Annotated in this window: 26 protein-coding genes; 14 read left to right on the top strand and 12 right to left on the bottom strand. The window is 47.3% G+C overall.

Translation table 11 applies throughout. From position 1 onward, the window contains the following. Positions 1-72: 72 nt before the first annotated feature. Complete coding sequence (locus H6F93_RS25435; RefSeq protein WP_190646116.1) at positions 73-330, top strand: CRR7 family NDH-1 assembly protein; 258 nt, start codon at positions 73-75, stop codon at positions 328-330. Position 331: 1 nt separating this feature from the next. On the opposite strand, the gene H6F93_RS25430 is transcribed toward H6F93_RS25435, so the two are convergent. After that, complete coding sequence (locus H6F93_RS25430; RefSeq protein ID WP_190687040.1) at positions 332-895, bottom strand: DUF2854 domain-containing protein; 564 nt, start codon at positions 893-895, stop codon at positions 332-334. A 215-nt stretch (positions 896-1,110) separates the two neighbouring features. Here H6F93_RS25430 and H6F93_RS25425 point away from each other — a divergent pair, with 215 nt between their 5' ends. Then, positions 1,111-1,296: a hypothetical protein gene (locus H6F93_RS25425; protein ID WP_190646118.1), complete on the top strand. Its 186-nt coding sequence runs from the start codon at positions 1,111-1,113 to the stop codon at positions 1,294-1,296. A gap of 299 nt (positions 1,297-1,595) precedes the next feature. On the opposite strand, the gene H6F93_RS25420 is transcribed toward H6F93_RS25425, so the two are convergent. Beyond that, complete coding sequence (locus H6F93_RS25420; protein ID WP_190646119.1) at positions 1,596-1,994, bottom strand: response regulator; 399 nt, start codon at positions 1,992-1,994, stop codon at positions 1,596-1,598. A gap of 508 nt (positions 1,995-2,502) precedes the next feature. Between H6F93_RS25420 and H6F93_RS25415 the strand changes: the two genes are divergently transcribed. The 4 genes from H6F93_RS25415 to H6F93_RS25400 all read left to right on the top strand — a co-directional run bounded on the left by H6F93_RS25415 (position 2,503) and on the right by H6F93_RS25400 (position 5,086). Further along, complete coding sequence (locus H6F93_RS25415) at positions 2,503-2,832, top strand: 2Fe-2S iron-sulfur cluster-binding protein (protein ID WP_190687037.1); 330 nt, start codon at positions 2,503-2,505, stop codon at positions 2,830-2,832. Positions 2,833-2,993: 161 nt separating this feature from the next. Further along, positions 2,994-3,191 carry a DUF8621 family protein gene (locus tag H6F93_RS25410; protein ID WP_190687034.1) on the top strand — a complete coding sequence of 66 codons (198 nt, stop codon included), beginning with the start codon at positions 2,994-2,996 and terminating at the stop codon, positions 3,189-3,191. Between the two features lie 4 nt (positions 3,192-3,195). Continuing rightward, positions 3,196-4,254, top strand: coding sequence for a DUF3326 domain-containing protein (locus tag H6F93_RS25405; RefSeq protein ID WP_190687031.1), 1,059 nt, complete (start codon positions 3,196-3,198; stop codon positions 4,252-4,254). A 253-nt stretch (positions 4,255-4,507) separates the two neighbouring features. Then, entirely contained in the window at positions 4,508-5,086 is a 579-nt protein-coding gene (locus H6F93_RS25400) for a CPBP family intramembrane glutamic endopeptidase (protein WP_190646123.1), read from the top strand. A 9-nt stretch (positions 5,087-5,095) separates the two neighbouring features. Here the strand turns inward: H6F93_RS25400 and H6F93_RS25395 are convergent, their stop codons facing one another. The 3 genes from H6F93_RS25395 to rplU form a co-directional block, all read right to left on the bottom strand. Continuing rightward, positions 5,096-5,329 (bottom strand): hypothetical protein, encoded by a 234-nt coding sequence (locus H6F93_RS25395; RefSeq protein WP_190687028.1) that lies wholly within the window; start codon positions 5,327-5,329, stop codon positions 5,096-5,098. Between the two features lie 217 nt (positions 5,330-5,546). Next, entirely contained in the window at positions 5,547-5,831 is a 285-nt protein-coding gene (gene rpmA / locus H6F93_RS25390; RefSeq protein WP_190646125.1) for a 50S ribosomal protein L27, read from the bottom strand. A gap of 96 nt (positions 5,832-5,927) precedes the next feature. Further along, entirely contained in the window at positions 5,928-6,359 is a 432-nt protein-coding gene (gene rplU, locus H6F93_RS25385; RefSeq protein WP_190646126.1) for a 50S ribosomal protein L21, read from the bottom strand. Positions 6,360-6,579: 220 nt separating this feature from the next. Between rplU and H6F93_RS25380 the strand changes: the two genes are divergently transcribed. The 3 genes from H6F93_RS25380 to H6F93_RS25370 all read left to right on the top strand — a co-directional run bounded on the left by H6F93_RS25380 (position 6,580) and on the right by H6F93_RS25370 (position 10,364). Beyond that, entirely contained in the window at positions 6,580-8,640 is a 2,061-nt protein-coding gene (locus tag H6F93_RS25380) for a thioredoxin domain-containing protein (RefSeq protein WP_190687024.1), read from the top strand. Between the two features lie 289 nt (positions 8,641-8,929). Then, positions 8,930-9,649: a GntR family transcriptional regulator gene (locus tag H6F93_RS25375; protein ID WP_190688041.1), complete on the top strand. Its 720-nt coding sequence runs from the start codon at positions 8,930-8,932 to the stop codon at positions 9,647-9,649. A gap of 13 nt (positions 9,650-9,662) precedes the next feature. Then, on the top strand, positions 9,663-10,364 hold the full coding sequence (locus H6F93_RS25370) for a haloacid dehalogenase type II (protein WP_190687021.1): 702 nt from the start codon (positions 9,663-9,665) through the stop codon (positions 10,362-10,364). Positions 10,365-10,441: 77 nt separating this feature from the next. Here the strand turns inward: H6F93_RS25370 and H6F93_RS25365 are convergent, their stop codons facing one another. Then, positions 10,442-10,876: a peptidoglycan-binding domain-containing protein gene (locus H6F93_RS25365; RefSeq protein WP_190687017.1), complete on the bottom strand. Its 435-nt coding sequence runs from the start codon at positions 10,874-10,876 to the stop codon at positions 10,442-10,444. Further along, positions 10,824-11,018: a hypothetical protein gene (locus tag H6F93_RS25360; protein ID WP_190687015.1), complete on the bottom strand. Its 195-nt coding sequence runs from the start codon at positions 11,016-11,018 to the stop codon at positions 10,824-10,826. Before H6F93_RS25360 ends, H6F93_RS25365 begins: the two co-directional genes overlap by 53 nt. A 133-nt stretch (positions 11,019-11,151) precedes the next feature. Here H6F93_RS25360 and H6F93_RS35450 point away from each other — a divergent pair, with 133 nt between their 5' ends. The 4 genes from H6F93_RS35450 to H6F93_RS25340 all read left to right on the top strand — a co-directional run bounded on the left by H6F93_RS35450 (position 11,152) and on the right by H6F93_RS25340 (position 14,173). Further along, positions 11,152-11,958, top strand: coding sequence for an EamA family transporter (locus H6F93_RS35450; protein WP_347277363.1), 807 nt, complete (start codon positions 11,152-11,154; stop codon positions 11,956-11,958). Positions 11,959-12,611: 653 nt separating this feature from the next. After that, positions 12,612-12,923: a response regulator gene (locus H6F93_RS25350; RefSeq protein WP_190687013.1), complete on the top strand. Its 312-nt coding sequence runs from the start codon at positions 12,612-12,614 to the stop codon at positions 12,921-12,923. A gap of 20 nt (positions 12,924-12,943) precedes the next feature. Further along, positions 12,944-13,630, top strand: a complete 687-nt coding sequence (locus H6F93_RS25345; protein WP_190687011.1) for a polysaccharide deacetylase family protein — start codon at positions 12,944-12,946, stop codon at positions 13,628-13,630. Between the two features lie 231 nt (positions 13,631-13,861). Further along, positions 13,862-14,173, top strand: coding sequence for a hypothetical protein (locus H6F93_RS25340; protein ID WP_190646133.1), 312 nt, complete (start codon positions 13,862-13,864; stop codon positions 14,171-14,173). On the opposite strand, the gene H6F93_RS25335 is transcribed toward H6F93_RS25340, so the two are convergent. After that, a complete protein-coding gene (locus H6F93_RS25335; protein WP_190687009.1) occupies positions 14,150-15,061 on the bottom strand; it encodes a phytanoyl-CoA dioxygenase family protein in 912 nt (303 codons plus the stop codon). The two genes, H6F93_RS25340 and H6F93_RS25335, sit on opposite strands and share 24 nt — an antisense overlap. A gap of 134 nt (positions 15,062-15,195) precedes the next feature. Between H6F93_RS25335 and H6F93_RS25330 the strand changes: the two genes are divergently transcribed. Continuing rightward, positions 15,196-15,909 carry a substrate-binding periplasmic protein gene (locus tag H6F93_RS25330; protein ID WP_190646135.1) on the top strand — a complete coding sequence of 238 codons (714 nt, stop codon included), beginning with the start codon at positions 15,196-15,198 and terminating at the stop codon, positions 15,907-15,909. Positions 15,910-15,932: 23 nt separating this feature from the next. Here the strand turns inward: H6F93_RS25330 and H6F93_RS25325 are convergent, their stop codons facing one another. The 4 genes from H6F93_RS25325 to H6F93_RS25310 all read right to left on the bottom strand — a co-directional run bounded on the left by H6F93_RS25325 (position 15,933) and on the right by H6F93_RS25310 (position 18,813). Next, complete coding sequence (locus H6F93_RS25325; protein WP_190687007.1) at positions 15,933-16,469, bottom strand: DUF937 domain-containing protein; 537 nt, start codon at positions 16,467-16,469, stop codon at positions 15,933-15,935. A 234-nt stretch (positions 16,470-16,703) separates the two neighbouring features. Next, positions 16,704-17,267, bottom strand: a complete 564-nt coding sequence (locus H6F93_RS25320) for a Uma2 family endonuclease (protein WP_190687003.1) — start codon at positions 17,265-17,267, stop codon at positions 16,704-16,706. A 258-nt stretch (positions 17,268-17,525) separates the two neighbouring features. Next, entirely contained in the window at positions 17,526-18,161 is a 636-nt protein-coding gene (locus H6F93_RS25315; protein ID WP_190687000.1) for a hypothetical protein, read from the bottom strand. A gap of 175 nt (positions 18,162-18,336) precedes the next feature. After that, positions 18,337-18,813 carry a hypothetical protein gene (locus tag H6F93_RS25310; protein ID WP_190686997.1) on the bottom strand — a complete coding sequence of 159 codons (477 nt, stop codon included), beginning with the start codon at positions 18,811-18,813 and terminating at the stop codon, positions 18,337-18,339. Between the last annotated feature and the right edge of the window lie 224 nt (positions 18,814-19,037).

Below are 19,037 nucleotides of genomic sequence, written 5' to 3'. Positions count from 1 at the left end.
TTGAGACGTGAAAGATTCGTTTTCACGTCTCAAAATTTTTAAAGAACACCCTCGAAGTTTAGAGGAGCCAAGATGCCAGACCCAATCATGTATCAGGAAGACGCATATGTCGTACTGGAAACCAACCAGCCTGAACAGTTTTTTACGCCAGCAGAGCTACTTGAAAAACTCAAAGGAGTTTTGGCACAGCGGCAGGACGACTTGCCTAGAGACTTACAGCGGTTCGATAGCGTAGACGCGCAGGCTCAATACCTGATGGAAACCTCTTGTGAACTGGATGTCGGCCCAGACGAATTTCTCCAATGGTACGTAGTGCGTCTAGAGAAGTAGACTATGCCTGGGTGGGGGGCTCGGCTGTCGCAGCAACGAGCGCTACATCGACCCGTTCCTCCTCTGGCTGGGTTAGCTCAACCCGTAAGCCCGGCCCAAAAAAACGCTCCATCTTGTCTTGCTTTTTCTGCCAAGTTTCAAACGAAATCAGCGGCGACTCAAACTCTAGAATCAGCGCATAGGCTCCTGCCATGTCTTCCTCTCGCAAACGTTCGAGAACAGGCCGTTCTTCATCCGTGGGACTGAGTCCTAAATGCTCCAGAGAGCTATCTAGATGCGCTTCTTGCCCATAGCGAAAGCGAGTCACATCTTTGCGAATCTGATTTTGAGTCGAGGTAGCCTGCTGTTCTCGTAATGCCACAACGGACGGTGAGGCAGTAACAAGCGGCACAGGCTTTAGCTCAGCAGCTTTGAGCGCCAGTCCGCCTAACAAAATTGGAATGCCGTAAAAGAAGCCAACTAGATTTAGAGTGGCATTGGCTGAGAAATAGGCCACAAACCCCGTAACAGATAAAATACCGCCCACAATTAAACCTAACGTTCCTAGAGAAACTTGACGCAACATAATTAGTAAGTTCGCAGCCTAAGATAAATTCAGCGGTTGTTTGCCATGCACTTGTTCATCGTCTCTGAATGACGGGATGAATGCAACCCAGCTACAATGACCACTGGATGTGATTTCTTAGGAACCTGATGTGGCGATCGCCCTTTACCAAAGGTTCTTCTTTCAAAGAAGCATCCAACTTATTCCCAGAACAGCATCAGCGGAGAATAGTATCGATGTTAGACCCCCAAACCCTTCGTGAAAGAATCAAGCTAATTGAAAGTAAGCGTGAATCTCTGCTGAGATTGTTAGAACAGCCAGACTTAGGCACGTTGAGAATTGACGTTAATCAGGCACTTGAAGAGATCGACGACCTGATTGACGAATTCAAACGAACTTTTCCTGAAAGTGAGCTTAATTAACGTAATTCAGGTTATTTCAATTCCCCTTAAAGCTTAAAGCCGCATATTTTGGAGGTTAACCCGTTTACGCGAGTTAGGCTCCAAAATATGCAGCTTTGCTAGGAACAGTATCAATTTGAATCAATTAACGAATTAGCGCAGGTATATAGAGAGCAAGCAAAATAACTTCTGCCTTGTAATGCGATCGCGCCTGATGCTTCAAGGACACTACCTTAAAATTTGAAGAAGTTTAGCCTTCAAACCTTAGGCTGAAAGATTTAAGCAGAGTATGGTGCTTTTCTAATATTTTTGACCCTGCGTTAACGATTAATAGCGCGTTCACCCAGTTGATTAACAACATCAACTAGCTCTTGAATCGGTACTGCCTTCTCACAAAAGGCATCAATTTTAGCAGTTTGAATCATCACCTCCACCTGTGGATCTTTCACTGATGAATAAGCAAGGATCTGGACATTGGGATACAGACTTTTAATGTGGTTAGAGGCACTTAGACCATCCATAATCGGCATTTGGAGATCGAGAATTACCACATTGGGTCGATGCTGTTGTACCATCTCGATCGCCTCCTGACCATTGCTAGCCAGACCGACTAACTCAATATGAGGCTGTCTTTGTAGCGCCAGCTTTAGGCTAAAACGCACAAGTTCATGGTCATCAGCAACAAGAACACGAAGCTTAGAATGTTTGTAGGGCAGCATCACGATAGAATGAATGGACTCGAAGGACGTTAAACTACCTCGGCTGGAGCTTATAACTTAACTATTAGTTTAAGCAGAATAAAGCTCTAACTCCCTCTACCGTTCGAGCGAACCAAGCCAAGTCGGCTTCATCCTTTCACGGTATTGAGTCCTGGCTGAAATGCGAGATAATTCGCGAAAAAAAGCCTGCTTCTAGAGAAAAAAGCAAGAATATAGGCTGTTAATCGCTCTAAAGTTACTTACGACTTGCCCGAATTATATGCCTGCCAAATCGTTCTTGACTACTCTTTGGTGGAACTCTTTATCAAAAAAATCAAGATTTATAAGTTCATAAGAGCTGAAATTTAAGTCAGCCTATTCTTGGCTTATGCGAGTCTAAAACCCCAGGTCTAAAACCCTAACGGACGGATTATAAAGACAAGTCTTGGAAATTCCGTGAAAGAATAGAGAAGCCGCAGTTTAAAGACGCAACCAACAGGCAAGATTCAATCTGACCATTTAATGATTTATGACTAAGACGCATACTGTCGAGATTCACCACCAAGGCGCAACTAAAACCCTGACAGTGCCCGAAAATCAAACTATTTTGGAAGCTGCTCAGGCTTCAGGGCTAGATTTGCCCTATTCTTGCAGTGCAGGAGTCTGTACGACCTGCGCAGCTCAAATTTTGGAAGGAATGGTAGACCAAAGCGACGGCATGGGCATCAGTCCTGAGATCCGAGAGCAGGGCTATGCGCTGCTGTGTGTAGCTTATCCTCGTTCTGATCTAAAAATTGAGACCGAAAAAGAAGAGGTCGTCTATCACCTCCAGTTTGGCCAGTTTCAACAGCGCAAGTAGCTGCTATAAGTTGCTATCACCAGTCGTAGACCGACTGTTTGATCGCTACTTGATGGCACACGGACGGTAAACGACATTTGACAGTGAGTAACCGTTCGACAATAATTGGCTCGGCTGACTCACTCATCTTTCAATTCAGTTCATTCAGTTGATCTAGCTATATGACGACTCATTTTATTGACGCCGAGGTTGCGATTCAAGAATCGCCTGTTGAAATGCATCGAGCTATTGAGGCTGAGCTGCAAAGGCGGGGAGAGCCGCTGCGTTGGGCTGTGACGGCTGTAGATGTAGAAACCCAAAAGGTACGGGTTGAAGCAGTTGTCACGACAGAGGATGTAACTCTAGCGCAACAGGGCTGATTGTTTGAGCCAGCGTTTGTATACGACTGTTTTAATTGTTCCGACGGGGATCGGGGCATCTATTGGGGGATACGCAGGGGATGCGCTGCCCGTGGCTCGGGCGATCGCCCAGGTCAGCGATCGCCTGATCACTCACCCTAACGTCCTCAATGGCGCACAGCTTTACTATCCATTACCCAACGCCTTCTATGTAGAAGGATATGGGCTAGATCAATTTGCAGCAGGCAACTGGGGATTGCGACCCGTCCATCAAAACCGAGTAGGGTTGGTTTTGGATCAGGAAATTGAACCAGAATTGCGGCTAAGGCACCTCCAGGTTGCGGATGCCGCTAGAGCCACACTGGGTCTATCTCTGACTGATTATGTTGTGACTGATATGCCATTGGGGGTTGAGCTACGTCAGGCTGCCTCTGGTGCAACTTGGGGCACAATTCAGCGTCCAGATAGCCTGCTGCGGGCGACCGAGAAGTTGATCAAACAGGCAGGTGCAGAGGCGATCGCCGTCGTTGCTCGGTTTCCCGATGACACAGGAAGTGAAGCCCTGCAAGCCTATCGTCACGGTCAGGGCGTTGATCCCCTGGCAGGTGCAGAGGCAGTGATTAGTCATCTGGTAGTACGAACCTTTCAAATCCCTTGTGCCCATGCTCCGGCCCTTTCTCCTCTGCCGCTTGACCCAAAGCTATCTCCGCGCTCAGCCGCCGAGGAGTTGGGTTACACCTTCCTACCTTGCGTTTTAGTGGGTCTGAGTCGTGCCCCACAGTTTGTGAAATCTTCAGCCCAATCGTTAGCTCAACCCGATCACCTGTGGGCAGATCAGGTGGATGCACTGATTGTTCCGTCGAGTGCCTGTGGTGGCAGCGCTGTTCTCAGTCTGAGTCACACTGCCCAGATCATTGCAGTTCACGATAACAAAACTCGAATGCAGTCTTATCCAGACGCTTTAGGAATTTCAGCCCTTCAGGTCAATTCTTATCTGGAAGCATTAGGTGTACTGGTGTCCCATCGAGCTGGCATCAGCCCCGCTGCCTTACAACCTCAAATGGGCTCAATAGAGCTGCTTTGAAAAGTAGGTCTATTACCCGTAACAGATACCCGTAACAGATCGAAAAATTGCTAAGAAGAAAACTTTCTGAATCCTGGTTTTGAGTCCCAACTGGCTGATCTTGCGCTATCTTGCGAGTACTGCGAGTAAAGTCATTGGGTTGAGCGATTTTGCTTCAAATAGATTTCGTTTGAAATAGATTTGAAATAGAAAAGACGTTCTTCGCAAACTCTATCTTTGTAAGCACTCAACTTTCTTAATTTTTCTATCTATTGTGACTGAGCAGCTTCCTCAAGAGCCAACTGTAGAGTCTCTAACCCGTGTGCAAATCCTGGTAGCAATGGCGGTGACAGCTATCATTTTGTTGCTTGTCGCCCGACTGTGGCTACTATTTGACTCTGTTTCCCTGTTAGCGGTAAATCTATCTGTCAATGCCTTACTGATAGGATTGGGGATAGGATTGGGGATCACGACCGCTAGTGCGATTGTTTATCGCCTCTGGTCTAGCTATCAAAAGAGTGCCGATTATTATCTAGAATTGGTGCTTAAACCATTAATTTGGTTTGATTTGATCTGGCTGGGGTTGCTGCCCGGTTTAAGCGAGGAATTGCTGTTTCGTGGAGTGATGTTGCCTGCGATCGGGCTAAATTCTTTTGGGGTTTTTGTTTCTAGCATTTGTTTTGGAGTGCTTCACTACAGCGGTTCACAGCAGTGGGCTTACGTCATTTGGGCGGCAGTTATTGGGGGCGTACTGGGAATCAGCGCTCTAGAAACAGGAAACTTGCTGGTTCCCATTGTGGCTCATATCACTACGAATTTGATTTCAAGCTGTATGTGGAAAGTGAAACACTAGGGCTGAGTATTAAGGTTGAGTATTTGGTTCTACCTGCTGCACACAACCGTCTCGGATTGCATCTTTCAAGATAGCTAGAAGTGTGCGATCGCGCCTTGTCAAATTGGCTGTGCCACTTACTTGCTGAATGTAAGCATGGGTAGCAGGAGACAGTTTTCCGGTTGCTAGGGCATTGCGTACACAAAATTCAAGATTGGCATCTAGGTCGTTCCGCAAAGCGCTGCTGACAAAGTTTGCAAACATTTTTGTTCGGGTAGAGGTAAATGAAGATTCAGGATTTCACCCATAAATTCCTGAATTCTTGCCCTTCACTTTCCCATCCGGATAGTTTGCATAAATGTAATGAATTTTAGCGATCGCCATCAACCTATAAAAAAGTCCGAGTCCGCCATGAAAGGACATGACAGACTCGGACCTGATCAAATTGTATTTGCTACGCGAGTGTATTTACTACGCGAGCCTATGCTGATACTGCTGCGGGTTCGGAAACTGCAACTGGGTAAACGCTTACCTTCTTGCGGTTCTTACCCCGACGCTCAAATGTGACGACTCCATCAATCAAAGCAAACAGCGTGTCGTCGTTGCCTCGACCTACGTTTGAACCCGGATGAACTTTAGTGCCCCGTTGGCGCACTAAGATGTTTCCTGCTCTGACAACCTGTCCGCCATAGCGCTTGACCCCCAGGCGTTGAGCATTAGAGTCACGACCGTTACGGGTACTACCTGTTCCTTTCTTATGAGCCATAATCGTTCCTGCGATCGCTATCTACACGTATTTATCTAACTTAAGCTTAACTGGCGAACCAGTTTCCCGTGAAGCAAATCAGAGACTAAAGGGCGATCAGGATTCTGAATCCTGTGCCTCTTCCTCTGCTGCATCTGCTTCAACTTCAGCGCTCTTAGAAGCAGTCTCTTTAGAAGAAGTTGCCTTTGGACTGTCACCTGCGATGACAGAACCATTCAAGCTGATGGAGTGAATCATCAAGCGGGTTAGTTCTTGACGATGTCCTTGCTTTTTGCGGGTTTTCTTCTTGGGACGCATCTTGTAAACGATGATTTTGCGATCCCGAAGATGACGTAGCACAGTTGCTTCTACTGTGGCACCCTCAACTAGAGGCTGACCCACCGAAGCATCTCCGTCCTGATCAATAAACAGAACTTGCTCAATCGTGACCTGCTCGTCTTCGTCAACTGCAAGCCGTTCGACATCGTAAAAGCGACCCGGCTCAACCCGTAACTGTTTGCCGCCCGTCTCGATAATTGCGTAAGCCATAAAATTCGTCCTAATGGATGCCGTACAGGTAACTGGCTTATATCTCTCAGCTAAACACCAGTTTTAAAGCTTTGAAGAACCTGATCCGAGCAAGTAAACAACCAGTTAACCATAATGCCTAATTTAAAGGGATAGTGTCAAGCAAAGTTGGATGCATGTTGAATTGGGTCAAATTCCTTAGACTCGGAAAAGATACCCCTGACGAGTTCTAACTGCCCCCATGCCAAATCGTCTTGCTCAGGCACAGAGCCTCTACCTTCGCAAACATGCCGAAAATCCAATTAACTGGTGGTCTTGGGACGATGAAGCCCTAGAGACGGCAAAGGGAGAAAACAAACCGATCTTCTTGTCCATTGGCTACTCTAGCTGCCACTGGTGCACGGTGATGGAGGGCGAGGCGTTTTCGGATGAGGCGATCGCTGACTATATGAATGCCAACTTTCTACCAATCAAGGTAGACCGGGAAGAGCGTCCCGACCTCGACAGCATCTACATGCAAGCACTGCAAATGATGGTTGGGCAAGGTGGCTGGCCGTTAAATATATTTCTCACTCCAGGCGATCTCGTGCCTTTTTATGGGGGCACTTACTTTCCACTAGAGGCAAAGTACGGGCGACCGGGATTCCTTCAGGTGCTTCAAGCCATCCGCCGCTTTTATGACAGCGAGACGGAGAAAGTAGAGTCTGTTAAAGCAGAAATTCTGGCGAATCTACAGAGTGCGGCGGTGCAGTCAGCGGCAGGTGAACTCGGAAAAGATTTGCTGCGGCTAGGGTTGGAGTACAGCGCTGGAATTCTTAGCTCTAGAGGTATGGGTAACAGTTTTCCAATGGTTCCCTATGCCGAAGCAGCTTTGCGGGTCGTGCGGTTTCATTTTGCTAACTCTAGATATGATGCAGCCACAGCCTGTCAGCAGCGTGGGCTAGACCTGGCCCTAGGTGGAATTTTTGATCACGTTGCGGGCGGATTTCATCGCTATACCGTTGACTCGACCTGGACAGTGCCCCATTTTGAAAAGATGCTCTACGACAATGGGCAGATTGTTGAGTATCTAGCAAACCTTTGGAGGGCTGGGTTTGAGGAACCCGCTTTTGAACGGGCGATCGCCCAAACCGTTGAATGGCTGAAGCGAGAAATGACTTCCCCTCAAGGCTATTTCTACGCTGCTCAGGATGCTGACAGCTTCGTCACTCCCTCTGATGTAGAACCAGAGGAAGGCGCGTTTTACGTCTGGCACTACCAGGACCTATCAGAATTGCTCGTTGAAGCAGAACTGAATGAACTAGCAGAGCAGTTCACCGTCACTGCCGATGGCAACTTCGAAGGACAAAATGTATTGCAACGTCGCCAACCGGGACAACTCAGCGACACGACAGAGCTAATTCTGAAGAAGCTGTTTGCCGTCCGCTATGGCGCACTGCCGGAAACCGTAATTACCTTCCCGCCTGCTCAAAACAACCAGGAAGCCAAATCCCAAAACTGGGCAGGACGCATTCCCTCAGTGACAGATACCAAAATGATCGTTGCCTGGAACAGCCTGATGATCTCAGGACTGGCAAGAGCCGCAGCGGTTTTACAAAAGCCGGATTACTTGAAATTGGCGAGTCAAGCAGCCAATTTTATTTTGAATCATCAACGGGTGGGCGATCGCTTCCAGCGGCTCAACTACAACGGCAAACCAGCAGTCTTAGCTCAGTCCGAAGACTACGCCCTATTCATCAAAGCTCTACTCGACCTTGATCAAGCCACCCAAGCCCTCCCTAACCCGCAATCCTCCTACCTCACCCACGCCGTTAAACTCCAAACAGAATTTGACAGCTTCCTCTGGAGCGTTGAACTAGGAGGGTATTACAACACGGATGCTAGCAGTGATTTAGTTGTGCGAGAACGCAGCTTTGACGATAACGCTACCCCGTCTGCCAATGGAGTGGCGATCGCCAACCTGGTACGACTTGCCCTGCGAACCGAAGACTTGCAGTATCTCGATCGGGCTGAACAGGCACTTCAAGCATTTGGTGGCATCATGAGCCGTTCGCCCCAGGCTTGTCCGACCCTGTTCACAGCGCTTGACTGGTATCGCAATTACACTCTGGTTCGTACTACTGATGAGCAAATTGAGGCGCTGATCAGGCAGTACAGCCCTACGGTGGTTTACATGTTGGAAACCAATTTGCCTCAACAGGCAGTAGGACTGGTGTGTCAGGGCTTGAGTTGCAAGGAACCAGCTCTGAGTGAAGCACAATTACAGCAGCAGATCGCGCAAAGCCAAGTGCGAGAAGGATAGTTAGTGTTTCCTGAGCCTTACGGATTTCTCGTTCCTAATCTCTAATTTGGTAACAGTGGAGAGTCCCCCTGTGGGGGCTTAGCATTCGGGCAAAGTCTCCGGGTCTATTCCGGGGTTCATCTGCCGAATGCTAAGCCCCTACGCTAGCTGGACAACAAACTAGATGTCTCCAAATTGGCTCTAGGTTCTAAATTTAGACGGCGATCGCCAAAACATCTAATTACTTCTTCAATTGTAGATTGTTAACAATATACAATTGACAATCTGTAACTCAGTCTTTTATTCTGTGATGAACCCATTTAAGACTTTGTTTGTGGAAGCCAAATCGTCCTCCTCCTTGACCGTGACTCCACGCAGCCTTGATCACCAAGCTGCGGATGTGATTCGTCAGCAGATTCTCAGTGGTTCCTTTCCACCCGGGCATCGGCTAATCGAAACTCAACTAGCTGAAGCGCTTGACCTGAGTCGAGGAACGGTGCGATCGGCGCTACAGCAGCTTACTTACGAAAATTTGGTGGTACAGCTTCCTTACAAGGGTTGGCTGGTACCACCACTGCGATCGCAAGATGCCTGGGAGCTTTACACGCTGCGAAGTGGGCTAGAAGGGTTGGCGGCACGTCTGGCGGCTCTGGCGATCACACCAGAGAAAGCAATTCTGCTCAATCGGTCTTTTCAACAGTTAGTGGATGCGGCTCAACGGGGCGATCGCAACGCAGTTAATGAATTTGATTTTGCAATTCATAAAACCATCATTCAGTTAACAGAACATCGACGTTTGCAAGAGCAATACAAAATTATTGAGCAGCAGATCCGGCTTTACATTACCGCCTGCAATACGCTGCTGAAATTTGATCTGTCAGAGATCGCCGACCAGCACCAATCGATGGTGAAAGCAATTTATTGTGGAGATGCGGCTTTAGCCCAGCAGATTGCTCAAGATCACAGTACTGCCGATGGCGAAACTTTAGTTAAATACCTGCAAGAACTGGAAGCCAAGAATTCAAAATAATGGGGGTGTCACGATGCTGGATTTTAGCCAGTATGAAGCATTAACGTTTGATTGCTACGGAACTATTATTAATTGGGAACAGGGAATTTTGGAGGCAATCAAGCCTGTTCTAGCTGCATACCAATTTGAGATAGATGACTCTCAAATTCTGGAGCTTTTTGCTCAGTTAGAAGGAGAAATTGAAGCAGGAGAATATCAGTCCTACCGCAGTGTTCTTGGACAGGTGATGCAGCAGTTTGGCGAGAAGTTGGGCTTTGCTCCGACTTCAGACCAGCTTAATTGTTTGGCTGATTCTATTCAAAACTGGCAGCCTTTCCCAGATAGCATTGATGCACTAAAACGTTTAAAGCAACAGTTTAAATTGGTAATTATTTCTAATATTGATGACGATCTGTTTGCCTTCACGGCAAAACGTTTAGGCGTCCCGTTTGATTTTGTGATTACGGCTTTTCAAGCCAAAAGCTATAAGCCTTCAACGCACAATTTTGAATTTGCGTTTGAGAAAACAGGCATTCCGCGTGACAAGATTTTGCACGTCGCGCAAAGCATTTATCACGATATCGTGCCTGCCAAAGCGTTGGGATTATCAACCGTCTGGGTCAATCGTCGCAATGACCAAGCAGGGTTTGGTGCAACGCTGCCAGCCAGCAGTCAGCCAGATTTAGAAATACCGAATTTAGAAACGCTGGCAAAGCTGGCGGAAGGTACAGCTTAGTTTCTCGGTTAGCTCCAGGGACTAAGACTTGCTAGCAGTATGGATTGTGCTTTGCTAACCCAGACTACAAGAGCTACTTACCCTGTTACCCCTTCACTCACCCACCCCTCTACAACACAGACTCGTTGTCGCAGCAGTTTCTTCACCTCTTCGTTTAGCTTTTGGCGAACCGTTGACCCAGCAATACCTGTCATCGGCATATCATGTGCCTGCTGAAATTGCATCACTGCTCGAATCATTCGGGGACCATAAAATTCGTTGATTGGAAGTTGGGCATTGATGGTCAGATTAAGGCTGTGCTGTAAGTTGCGGATCAGCTGTCTGGCTCTTTCACAAGTTGGCTGATCGACCTTTCCGGTAATCGGTAAGCCAAACTGAGCCTGAAATTCTCGAACGGCTGCTTCGGTATACAAATCAAGCAGATTGCCGTGATTGCCGTTAAGTCCGTCTGGACCGAGGCTATAGCCAAGATTGTGGAGCATCGTCTTGAACTGACTGATTGAATAGGTCATTGCAGAAATTCCTTGACACGGGGCTATTTGCCAGGAGATTCACCGATCGCTCTTCATAGGGGCGGATTCCTGACTGTTCTTTAATTTGCTTCAGCCTAGTGTGCCAAGGGGCGATCGCACCTCCCACCGCTGTATCACCCACCAGAGTGATTCTGGTTCACTCGGTTATTTCTCTGTTACTTCTAGGGCTCATGCCAAAATCTTCTCTCGCTTTTAAGCTGTCTCAGGCTACGGTTGGTTTCGCGGCAATTGCTTTGGCGGCAGTGCTTTGAGCGATCGCTGCAACTGTTGCTAGTAGTTTGTTTCAAGCAGGAGTCAGCCCGCTTGAGCTAGCCATGTTGCGGTCTGTCATCGCCGCTATCGGTTTGGGAATTGTCCATCAATGGCAACCTCGACCCAAGTTAGGCAACTGGCAGATTTTGGCGTTAGGGATATCGTTAGCTTTGGTTACGCTTGCTTATTACATTGCAATTGAGCGCTTAGCAGTGGCGATCGCCGTGGTGATTCAATACACGGCCCCAGCGCTGATTGTAGTTTGGGCAATGCTTAAGAACCGAAAAGCGCCTGCTCTATCTGTGACAATCGCGTTGATTGCAGCGATCGCCGGGGTTGTCCTAATTTCAGAACTGCCAGCCGGAGACTTTGAGCTAGACGGATTGGGGCTATTCATGGCTTGTCTGAGTGCGCTGTTCTTTGCTTCCTACACTCTGCTGAGCGAATCTGTTGTTGCCACCTACGGTGCTGTAGGCGTGATGTTTCGAGCCTTCACGGTTTCGAGCTTATTTTGGATTGCGTTTCAGTTCACCCAAGGAGTGCCAGAAGCGCTTTTTGTCCCAGACCATTTATGGAGTGTTTTATTCGTTGGCATTGGTGGCACCCTAATTCCCTTTTCCCTCTACTGCTGGGGAATTGAACAGGTGCAGTCAGAGCGAGGGGCGATCGCTGCTACCCTGGAGCCTCTAGCCGCTGCTATTTTTGCCTGGATTGGACTAGGGCAAACGCTATCAGTCTTGCAAATTTGGGGAGGAATATTGGTTCTGATGGCAGTAGTTTCGCTCCAAATAAAACATCAGCAATCCTAATTATCGCGTATGCCTTTAGGAGGAAATACGGAAATTCATCGCTATATTTATGTAACTTCTAATAATGGGATGAGTTCCAAAAGGTAAATTTAATGAAATCCTAATAACCCTAATAGATAGTTGCAGGTTTGGATTTTATCCTTTGAAGAGTTTCTTAAACGCCAAGCAGAATTTTTGTAACGTGGCGGTTATGAAGAGGTATGAAAAGTTCAAATTGTCGCCCCAACAGTTTCAGGAGGCTAACATTCAGCAGATAGGTCCGAATGGACCGGAGGTTTTGCTCAAATACTGCGTCCTCACAGAAACATTCGATACTTTCGAACTCCTGATATGTGGCAATTGATGTATTTATCTGAACTAAATTCTAAAAAATATTTCTTCGTTGAAATATTTTGAAAAATAGCTTGAAAATGATCTTCTCAATAGCTAAAAAAAACAAAAGCTGTGAAGTATGGAATATTTGGCTATAACAGATTAACCGAGGGATTTCTATGCATTTACTAGAAGGAAATCGATGACCGGACTGCCAGCTATATTTTTTGTAGCGTACCGGATTTAGTATGAAATCATCACAAAATTATGTCCTAATATTAGGTCGGCCCTCTGATGATCTTCAGATGCTACAGGCGTTACTGGAGCATCTAAGTTGTCCTATGGTCTTTGCAAGTTCTATAGATCAGGTTGTCGCAAAAGTTAGCCAGATGTCTCCTTACCTGGTCATTTTGGCAGGAGATGGACAAAACTGGTCACAGGCTTTGGTGAAAGACCTGCGAGATGCCGCCAACACTTGCGAAACTACCATTGTGGCGCTGACAGACTGCAATGCGCCAAGCTGGGTGCACCAAGAAGAAAATCCGGGAGTCGATGGGTTTCTAGTCAAGCCGATCAGCAGAGATGTTTTGACTTCACTTGTTCAATCTGCTTGGGCACGTCAGACTTACTGTTCTACCAGCTATGCAAGCTGAGGCGGTGTAAGCTAAGGTTTATGCCTCTTGCCCCATTCTTACCCTTTATCTATCAGGTTTTAAGTCCAACTTTTCCAGGTTGTCTGTGGGCTGGAAGCGCGACTTCTCCAGCGATCGCCCTCAGTTTTGACGATGGCCCTCACCCTCAACACACGCCACAACTGCTTGAGGTGTTGGATCATTATCAAATTCCTGCAAGTTTCTTTTGGTTAGGGGTTTGTGTCAATCATTCCCCTGAGATTGCACGAGCCACTTATCAGCGCGGTCACTGGCTCGGTCTGCATGGCTATACGCATCGTTCCTTTCCCCGCTTATCTGCGCTTGAACTGAAACAAAGCCTGGAACAAACCCAGATGGCGATCGCCCATGCCTGCCAGCTGGAAATGTCCTACGTACAGCGGCAGATTCGAGATGTTCGCCCGCCGAATGGGCTGTTTACCCCCCAAACGCTGACATACCTGCGGCAATGGAACTACCGCCCCGTGATGTGGAGCGTTGTGCCAGAAGATTGGGTGCAGCCCGGAGTTGAAGTTGTGATTCAGCGAGTGTTACAACAAACTTGCAACGGATCGGTAATCGTGCTGCACGATGGGCATCATGGAGGAGTGGATGTGGCAGCGATCGCCGCTCAAATTATTCCTCGCTTATTGCAAGCAGGTTATCGCTTTGTTACCGTTGATCAGCTTTGGCAACAGCGACAACTTTAAAGGAATCCCTTCTAGCTATTTGAAAATTTCACCCAAAACCCTAACTAGGCATTTATACTGAACATGTACATCTGTTAACAATCATTTACTAATAAGAATAATTCATTGCAAAAGCTGTGTTCTATCGGATTTGCTCAAGCATAAGTCAGAGTATTTCACCTGTTGGTTGACTGTCTCGTCGGGTTTTGCTTTCACAGATTACACCGCTAGAAAAAACAGAAAATCTCTATTGTGTTGCCTCCAGTTTTAGACGAAGGAGCTATCTCTCCCTTCAAGTTTTGGTTTAACGATAAGATTCAGCACGGGATGTACTTCCGGAGCGAATTGTTTTATCGGCTGCACACCGTAGGGATTGAGCATCGAGCGCGACTATATCATTACGCTTGCAGGTTAGCGCGTCACGATGCAGTTATCGTCACCGCATCGGATGCAGACTGTAGTGTCTGGGTTAGCCTCCGTAGCCCCAGCATCACTGCCCTCAGCTTGCGGAGTGAACTCTTTCCCCCTCTGATTGATGTTCTACAAGAGGGCACCGACAACTGAGGGAGTTCTAGAAGCGGCGATCGCATCTTCGCAGTAGTCAGATAAGAAAGCAGTGCGGTAACCGTCACGAGTCCAAAGAATAGGGAAGAAGTTTTCATCCATCGTGGTTTCCCCGACTCGCTTGTAGCGTCCGTAAATGTAGCCCGCACCCGTCGGCTGAAACCGTGCCTCAGAGCTAAGCGTGTGAACGCCCAAGCTGCGTCTGACGCGATCGCTGCGATAGTTTTTGCCAGACCCGTGCCAGATTTTGCCGTGATGAATCACGCAGCTTCCTGCTGAAATTTCAATCGGCACAACTTGAGGATTGCTCACCCCTACCGCTGCCGCTGCCCGTTCCATTGCCGAGCGATAGTGACTTGTGGGTGCGTGAAATTCTCCTAGCTCAGTCACTGAGCCCCATTTGTGAGAACCAGGCACGTACTCAATCGTGCCAATATCGGCGCTGGTGTCGTCTAGCGCAATCCAGCAGGTGATCATCTCGGTTGGCTCAATGTAGCTGATGTAAGTCGCGTCTTGATGCAGAGAAACTTCTTTGGCTCCGGGAGGCTTGACCCAGACGCTATCTTGACCGATGCGGGCACCAGACCAACCCGCTAAAGTTGCGGCGAGTCGCCCAATTTCGACAGAGAGGGCAACGCTGGCGATCGCCAGATCGCTTTTCCAGGCATTACAGATTTCACGAGTCACGTCAGGTAGGCTCAGACCCGGTCGCCAGTGCCACTCGTCGGGATAAATACCCGTCTCAAAGTTGCCATGAAATAGAGGATCAAGGCGATCGCCCAGCCGCTTGACCAAATCCGCGTCAATTAGATTTTCGACCACCAAAAAACCGTCTTCTTGAAAGCGATCGATTTGCTCCTGACTGATCTGAATCGGTTCACGGCTCATTAGCGCTACCCCTGGATGAAAATCTTCAGAAGCCTGTTATAACAAGATGCGAATTGAGGGATTGTAGCTTCAGTCACGCTTCCCTTCAGAGCAACAGGCAAGAATTCTGATCTAGTAAGCAGTGGGGTGAGCAGATGGGTTTCAGTACGGTTCGACCGGGGCAGTTGGCGATCGCCGCCAGTAATTTTGATGCTCGTCCGATGAGCTGTGTGAACGGCGATCAGCGCTTAGGATATGAACCGGATGTCGCTCGTGCCGTTTGCCAAAAGCTCGGGCTAGAACCTGTCTGGTTTAATTTACCAATGGCAGACTTTTATCCCAGCCTGCAAACCGGAAAATACGATGTTGTCTGGTTTAACCAGGCAGTCACGCCAGAACGCAAAGCTTGGGCAGATTTCACTCAGCCCTACGGCATCTTTGACGAAGCAGTGATTGTCAGAGCCGACAGTGCCGCCACTTCTCCAACAGATCTGGCAGGGCTGCGTGTTGGCGGTTTGGCAGACAGCACAAATTTGGCTCTAGCCGAAACCTTTCCCAATGTTCAGATTGTTCCTTTTCCTGGCAGCGACAAAGTTCTGCCCGAAATGCTAGAGGCATTACGTCAGGGCAAAATTGATGCCCTGATCGATGATGAACTGGTGCTACTCGTTGCTGCTGAAGAAGACCTATCGCTGCGAATTGCCTTTAGCATTCCAACCCAGGTGCCGTTTGGCATTGCCGTTCGTCCAAGGCAACCTGGACTGCATGGGGCGATCGCCCAAACCCTGACAACTCTGCTCCACGACGGCACTCTGGCTAGCCTCTGGTCAAAATGGATTCCCTGGAAACCTTTTCCATTGCCTGACTAAAGCACCTCTTCAGGTCAGTTTCTTCAACGACGATTGAGGAATTGGCTTGCTAGTGAGATGGCATCGCCAATGTCTACGTCGCGATCGCCATCACTATCTAAAAACGTACTCAAAACCGAGTTAGCACCCCCGCCACTTGCCTGGGAACCCTGCTTATTTGCTCCACTTTGCAGAAGCTGAAGCACAATCGGAATCAGCGTCGGCAGCATTGCCAAAATTGTCTCAGCGTTAATCCCTGTTTTTTGGGAAATAGCTTGAGCTACCTGCTGCTGTTGGGCCGGTGAAAACAGTGCTTGAACCGCTGCTGCATTGGGAGAAGTGCCGCTATATTGATTCACAATCGCTTCAGCATTTGACCGTCCGCCTGCTGCCTGCTGCTGTTGGAGTGCTGAACGGACATACCCGCCCACAGTAGACAACAAGGTTTGAGTCTGCGATGAATCAACGCCCTGATTATTCGACAGTTGCTGCACTGTATTGATAATGCTGCCAAGCTGTGACGGATTAGCCTGTTGATTAGGATTATCGATCGCACTCACAATCTGATCAAAAAGTCCCATACTTCTACTTCCTATAGCGAAGACTCGACGTTTCCAGATTAGCCTCTTGAGTCAACACGGACAAAGCAGGAATTCTTAACCGTATTATCGTAAGCGCATCCCTGTTGAAGCACTAAACAATGAACTTGGATATTGGAGAAACTGAGGCGATCGCTCTAGCAGTCGAGCCTCAGGCTGACCAAGTTTTGTTAGTCTGCTCCAGCAGGTGTTAGCTGACTGGCAACTACTCAAGTTTTATTCCAATAACCAAGCAAACAAACCTTTGACTGTAAGCTGTAACTCACTTGCAAACGATGGTACAGGAACAACCTCATCTGCCTCATCCAACACTTCAGGTTCTTGCTTGGGACGATAGACAAACACGGTTTGTTCATCTGGATCGATCAACCAACCTGCTTGGGTTCCATGCCGCAGACAATGAAGAATATTCTTCGTTACTTTTGTTTGGCTTTGATCAGGAGACAAGATTTCAATTGTCCAATCTGGTGCAGCAGAAAACGTGTTAGCAACCTCTCCATTCTCATCACGAGGAATTCGGTTCCAAAGAAAAACTGCAATATCAGGAACAGTTGAACGGCCGCTAAAGGTACAGCGTAGCTCAGGAAATGCACGAGCAATACGCTTAGACTTAACTACTCCGTTGATAGCAGGTACAAGCTCCCCTTGAATAACACTATGTTTCCCTTGGGGCATTGGTTTCTGAATAACTTGACCATCAATATATTCACTCGCAGGTTTCGTTTCTGGTAACTGTAAAAACTCTGCCAATGTCAGTGTTTTAGATGGTGTTTGTACCATTTGGGTTTACCTCTCCATCTGCCAGATCAGAAACTAAGCTCCATTCTATTTCTAAACTGGATGAGATATATTGCCGCGCCACAGAAGAGTTACAGCTACTTAATCCTAAAAACTAGTAAGACAAGTTGACTGCTCTACCCCAGCCAACGACCCAAGCAAGCTAACGACCCCGTTCACCTGCTGCGAGCAACCTCTCTGATTCATTAAAAACCTTGATTCGGTCGGTGTGCAACGGAATTGTTATGATGTCCCTACAGATCAAGCCTCTTTCTCAATAAATTTTTGCATTTCCGCAAGGTTTCTACCTGTTAATGTCTCAAATTCTCGCCATAGCGAACCATGATTTAAATCGAGTCTCATCAACTCAATTAGATCTGTGCGTGGTCCTTTGGTTAAATCTTTAGCACTTATTTCCTTCTGCAAGTACTTACCGATTCTCCTTCGAAGAGCGAAGACAGCTTCTCTTGTATCCGGTGACATGCAAAGACCCGCATCACTATATCCCCACTTATTTAATTTTTCTGCAAGTTCTCTAGCTTCAGTTTCATCGATTTCGTTGATGCGATAGTGGGATATTTGTTCAAGCATCACAAAGATTTCAGGATATGTACGAAGTCTCATCTTATACAGCTCCAGTTCTCGCTGACTATTGAGTTCTAAGACCCATTTATTTTCTTCATGCCTGATATGTCGTTCCTCAAGTTCGATAGTCTTTTGCCACTTTTCGCGTTCTAATTCTATAGTCCTTTCCCATTTAACTCTTTCAAACTCTAAACTTCTCCTCCATTTCTCTCTCTCAGATCGCTCACGAAAAAAGCTAACAAGTGCTGTGAGGATTGCAGCAAAAAATGTAAACAGCGCGCCTATGAATGCAATATTTGTGGCGATATCCATATTTAGAATAATTCTCAATATTCTACAAGTAGCTTTGATACTTTTCGCGCCAGGAAACCGAGCGGTATAACGTTGCTGTTCAGCGGCGGCTGACAACTTCTGTCGTAATATTGAGCCATCTTATTAGTCCACTGCAACAGCGTTGTTGTGATGCTTTTGATATGTTTCGCTTGCTTCATTCACCTGTATAGAAAACATTCACATACGAAGCGTCAATAAGCAAGTCACGTCCTTCAAGGTGTTTCTGTGTTGTAAAACGCTGAATTCGTGCTCGATAGTGTTTCCAATCGCGATAACCTTGCGGGGCAGCAAAGTCGAAGAACTCAAGGAATCTTAGATCAACTTCTTCGGGGTTAACCATGTTTACTGGATCATCCCAATACCCCCCATCTCCCACTCGGTTTATCATTACTGGCGAGCCGCAGTGTGAAGTTGGAACAATGCGAAGATATGGTATCGGCTCTTTGTTTCTCCATGTTGGTCTGAGACGAACAGGTGGCTCACTGATCTGGGACAGCACCATCTGATTGAACAATTCTTCTTCCACGGACCAAAACAACGAATCACCTTCTTTCAGAAAACGGAAGTAAGTGTTCCAAATATGTCGGCTGCATTCCCGATAGTCATTGAGTCTTTCTGTGATGTCTTTCATGTCCTTCAGTACGAGTACTCAATAAACTGGGCGCAAGCAGCACAACTATTAATAGAATGAAAATTGCTATCTAAGATCCCTCAGAGAGGTGGATAGGTAGAAATTTTCCGTAGTGCGACACGAAGTTGCACGACTTGAGTGAGAAGCCAACTTCTCTAGGATAGTGTTCAAATCCTATCCCCAATCTCCAAGGGCGTTTCTGGTAACGGAGAGGTCTTTTGCAA

The organism is Leptolyngbya sp. FACHB-671, assembly GCF_014695745.1.
Classification (GTDB): Bacteria; Cyanobacteriota; Cyanobacteriia; order Elainellales; family Elainellaceae; genus JAAUTN01.
Note: the sequence above shows the minus strand (reverse complement) of the source record. Positions and strands in the feature narration are given on the sequence as shown.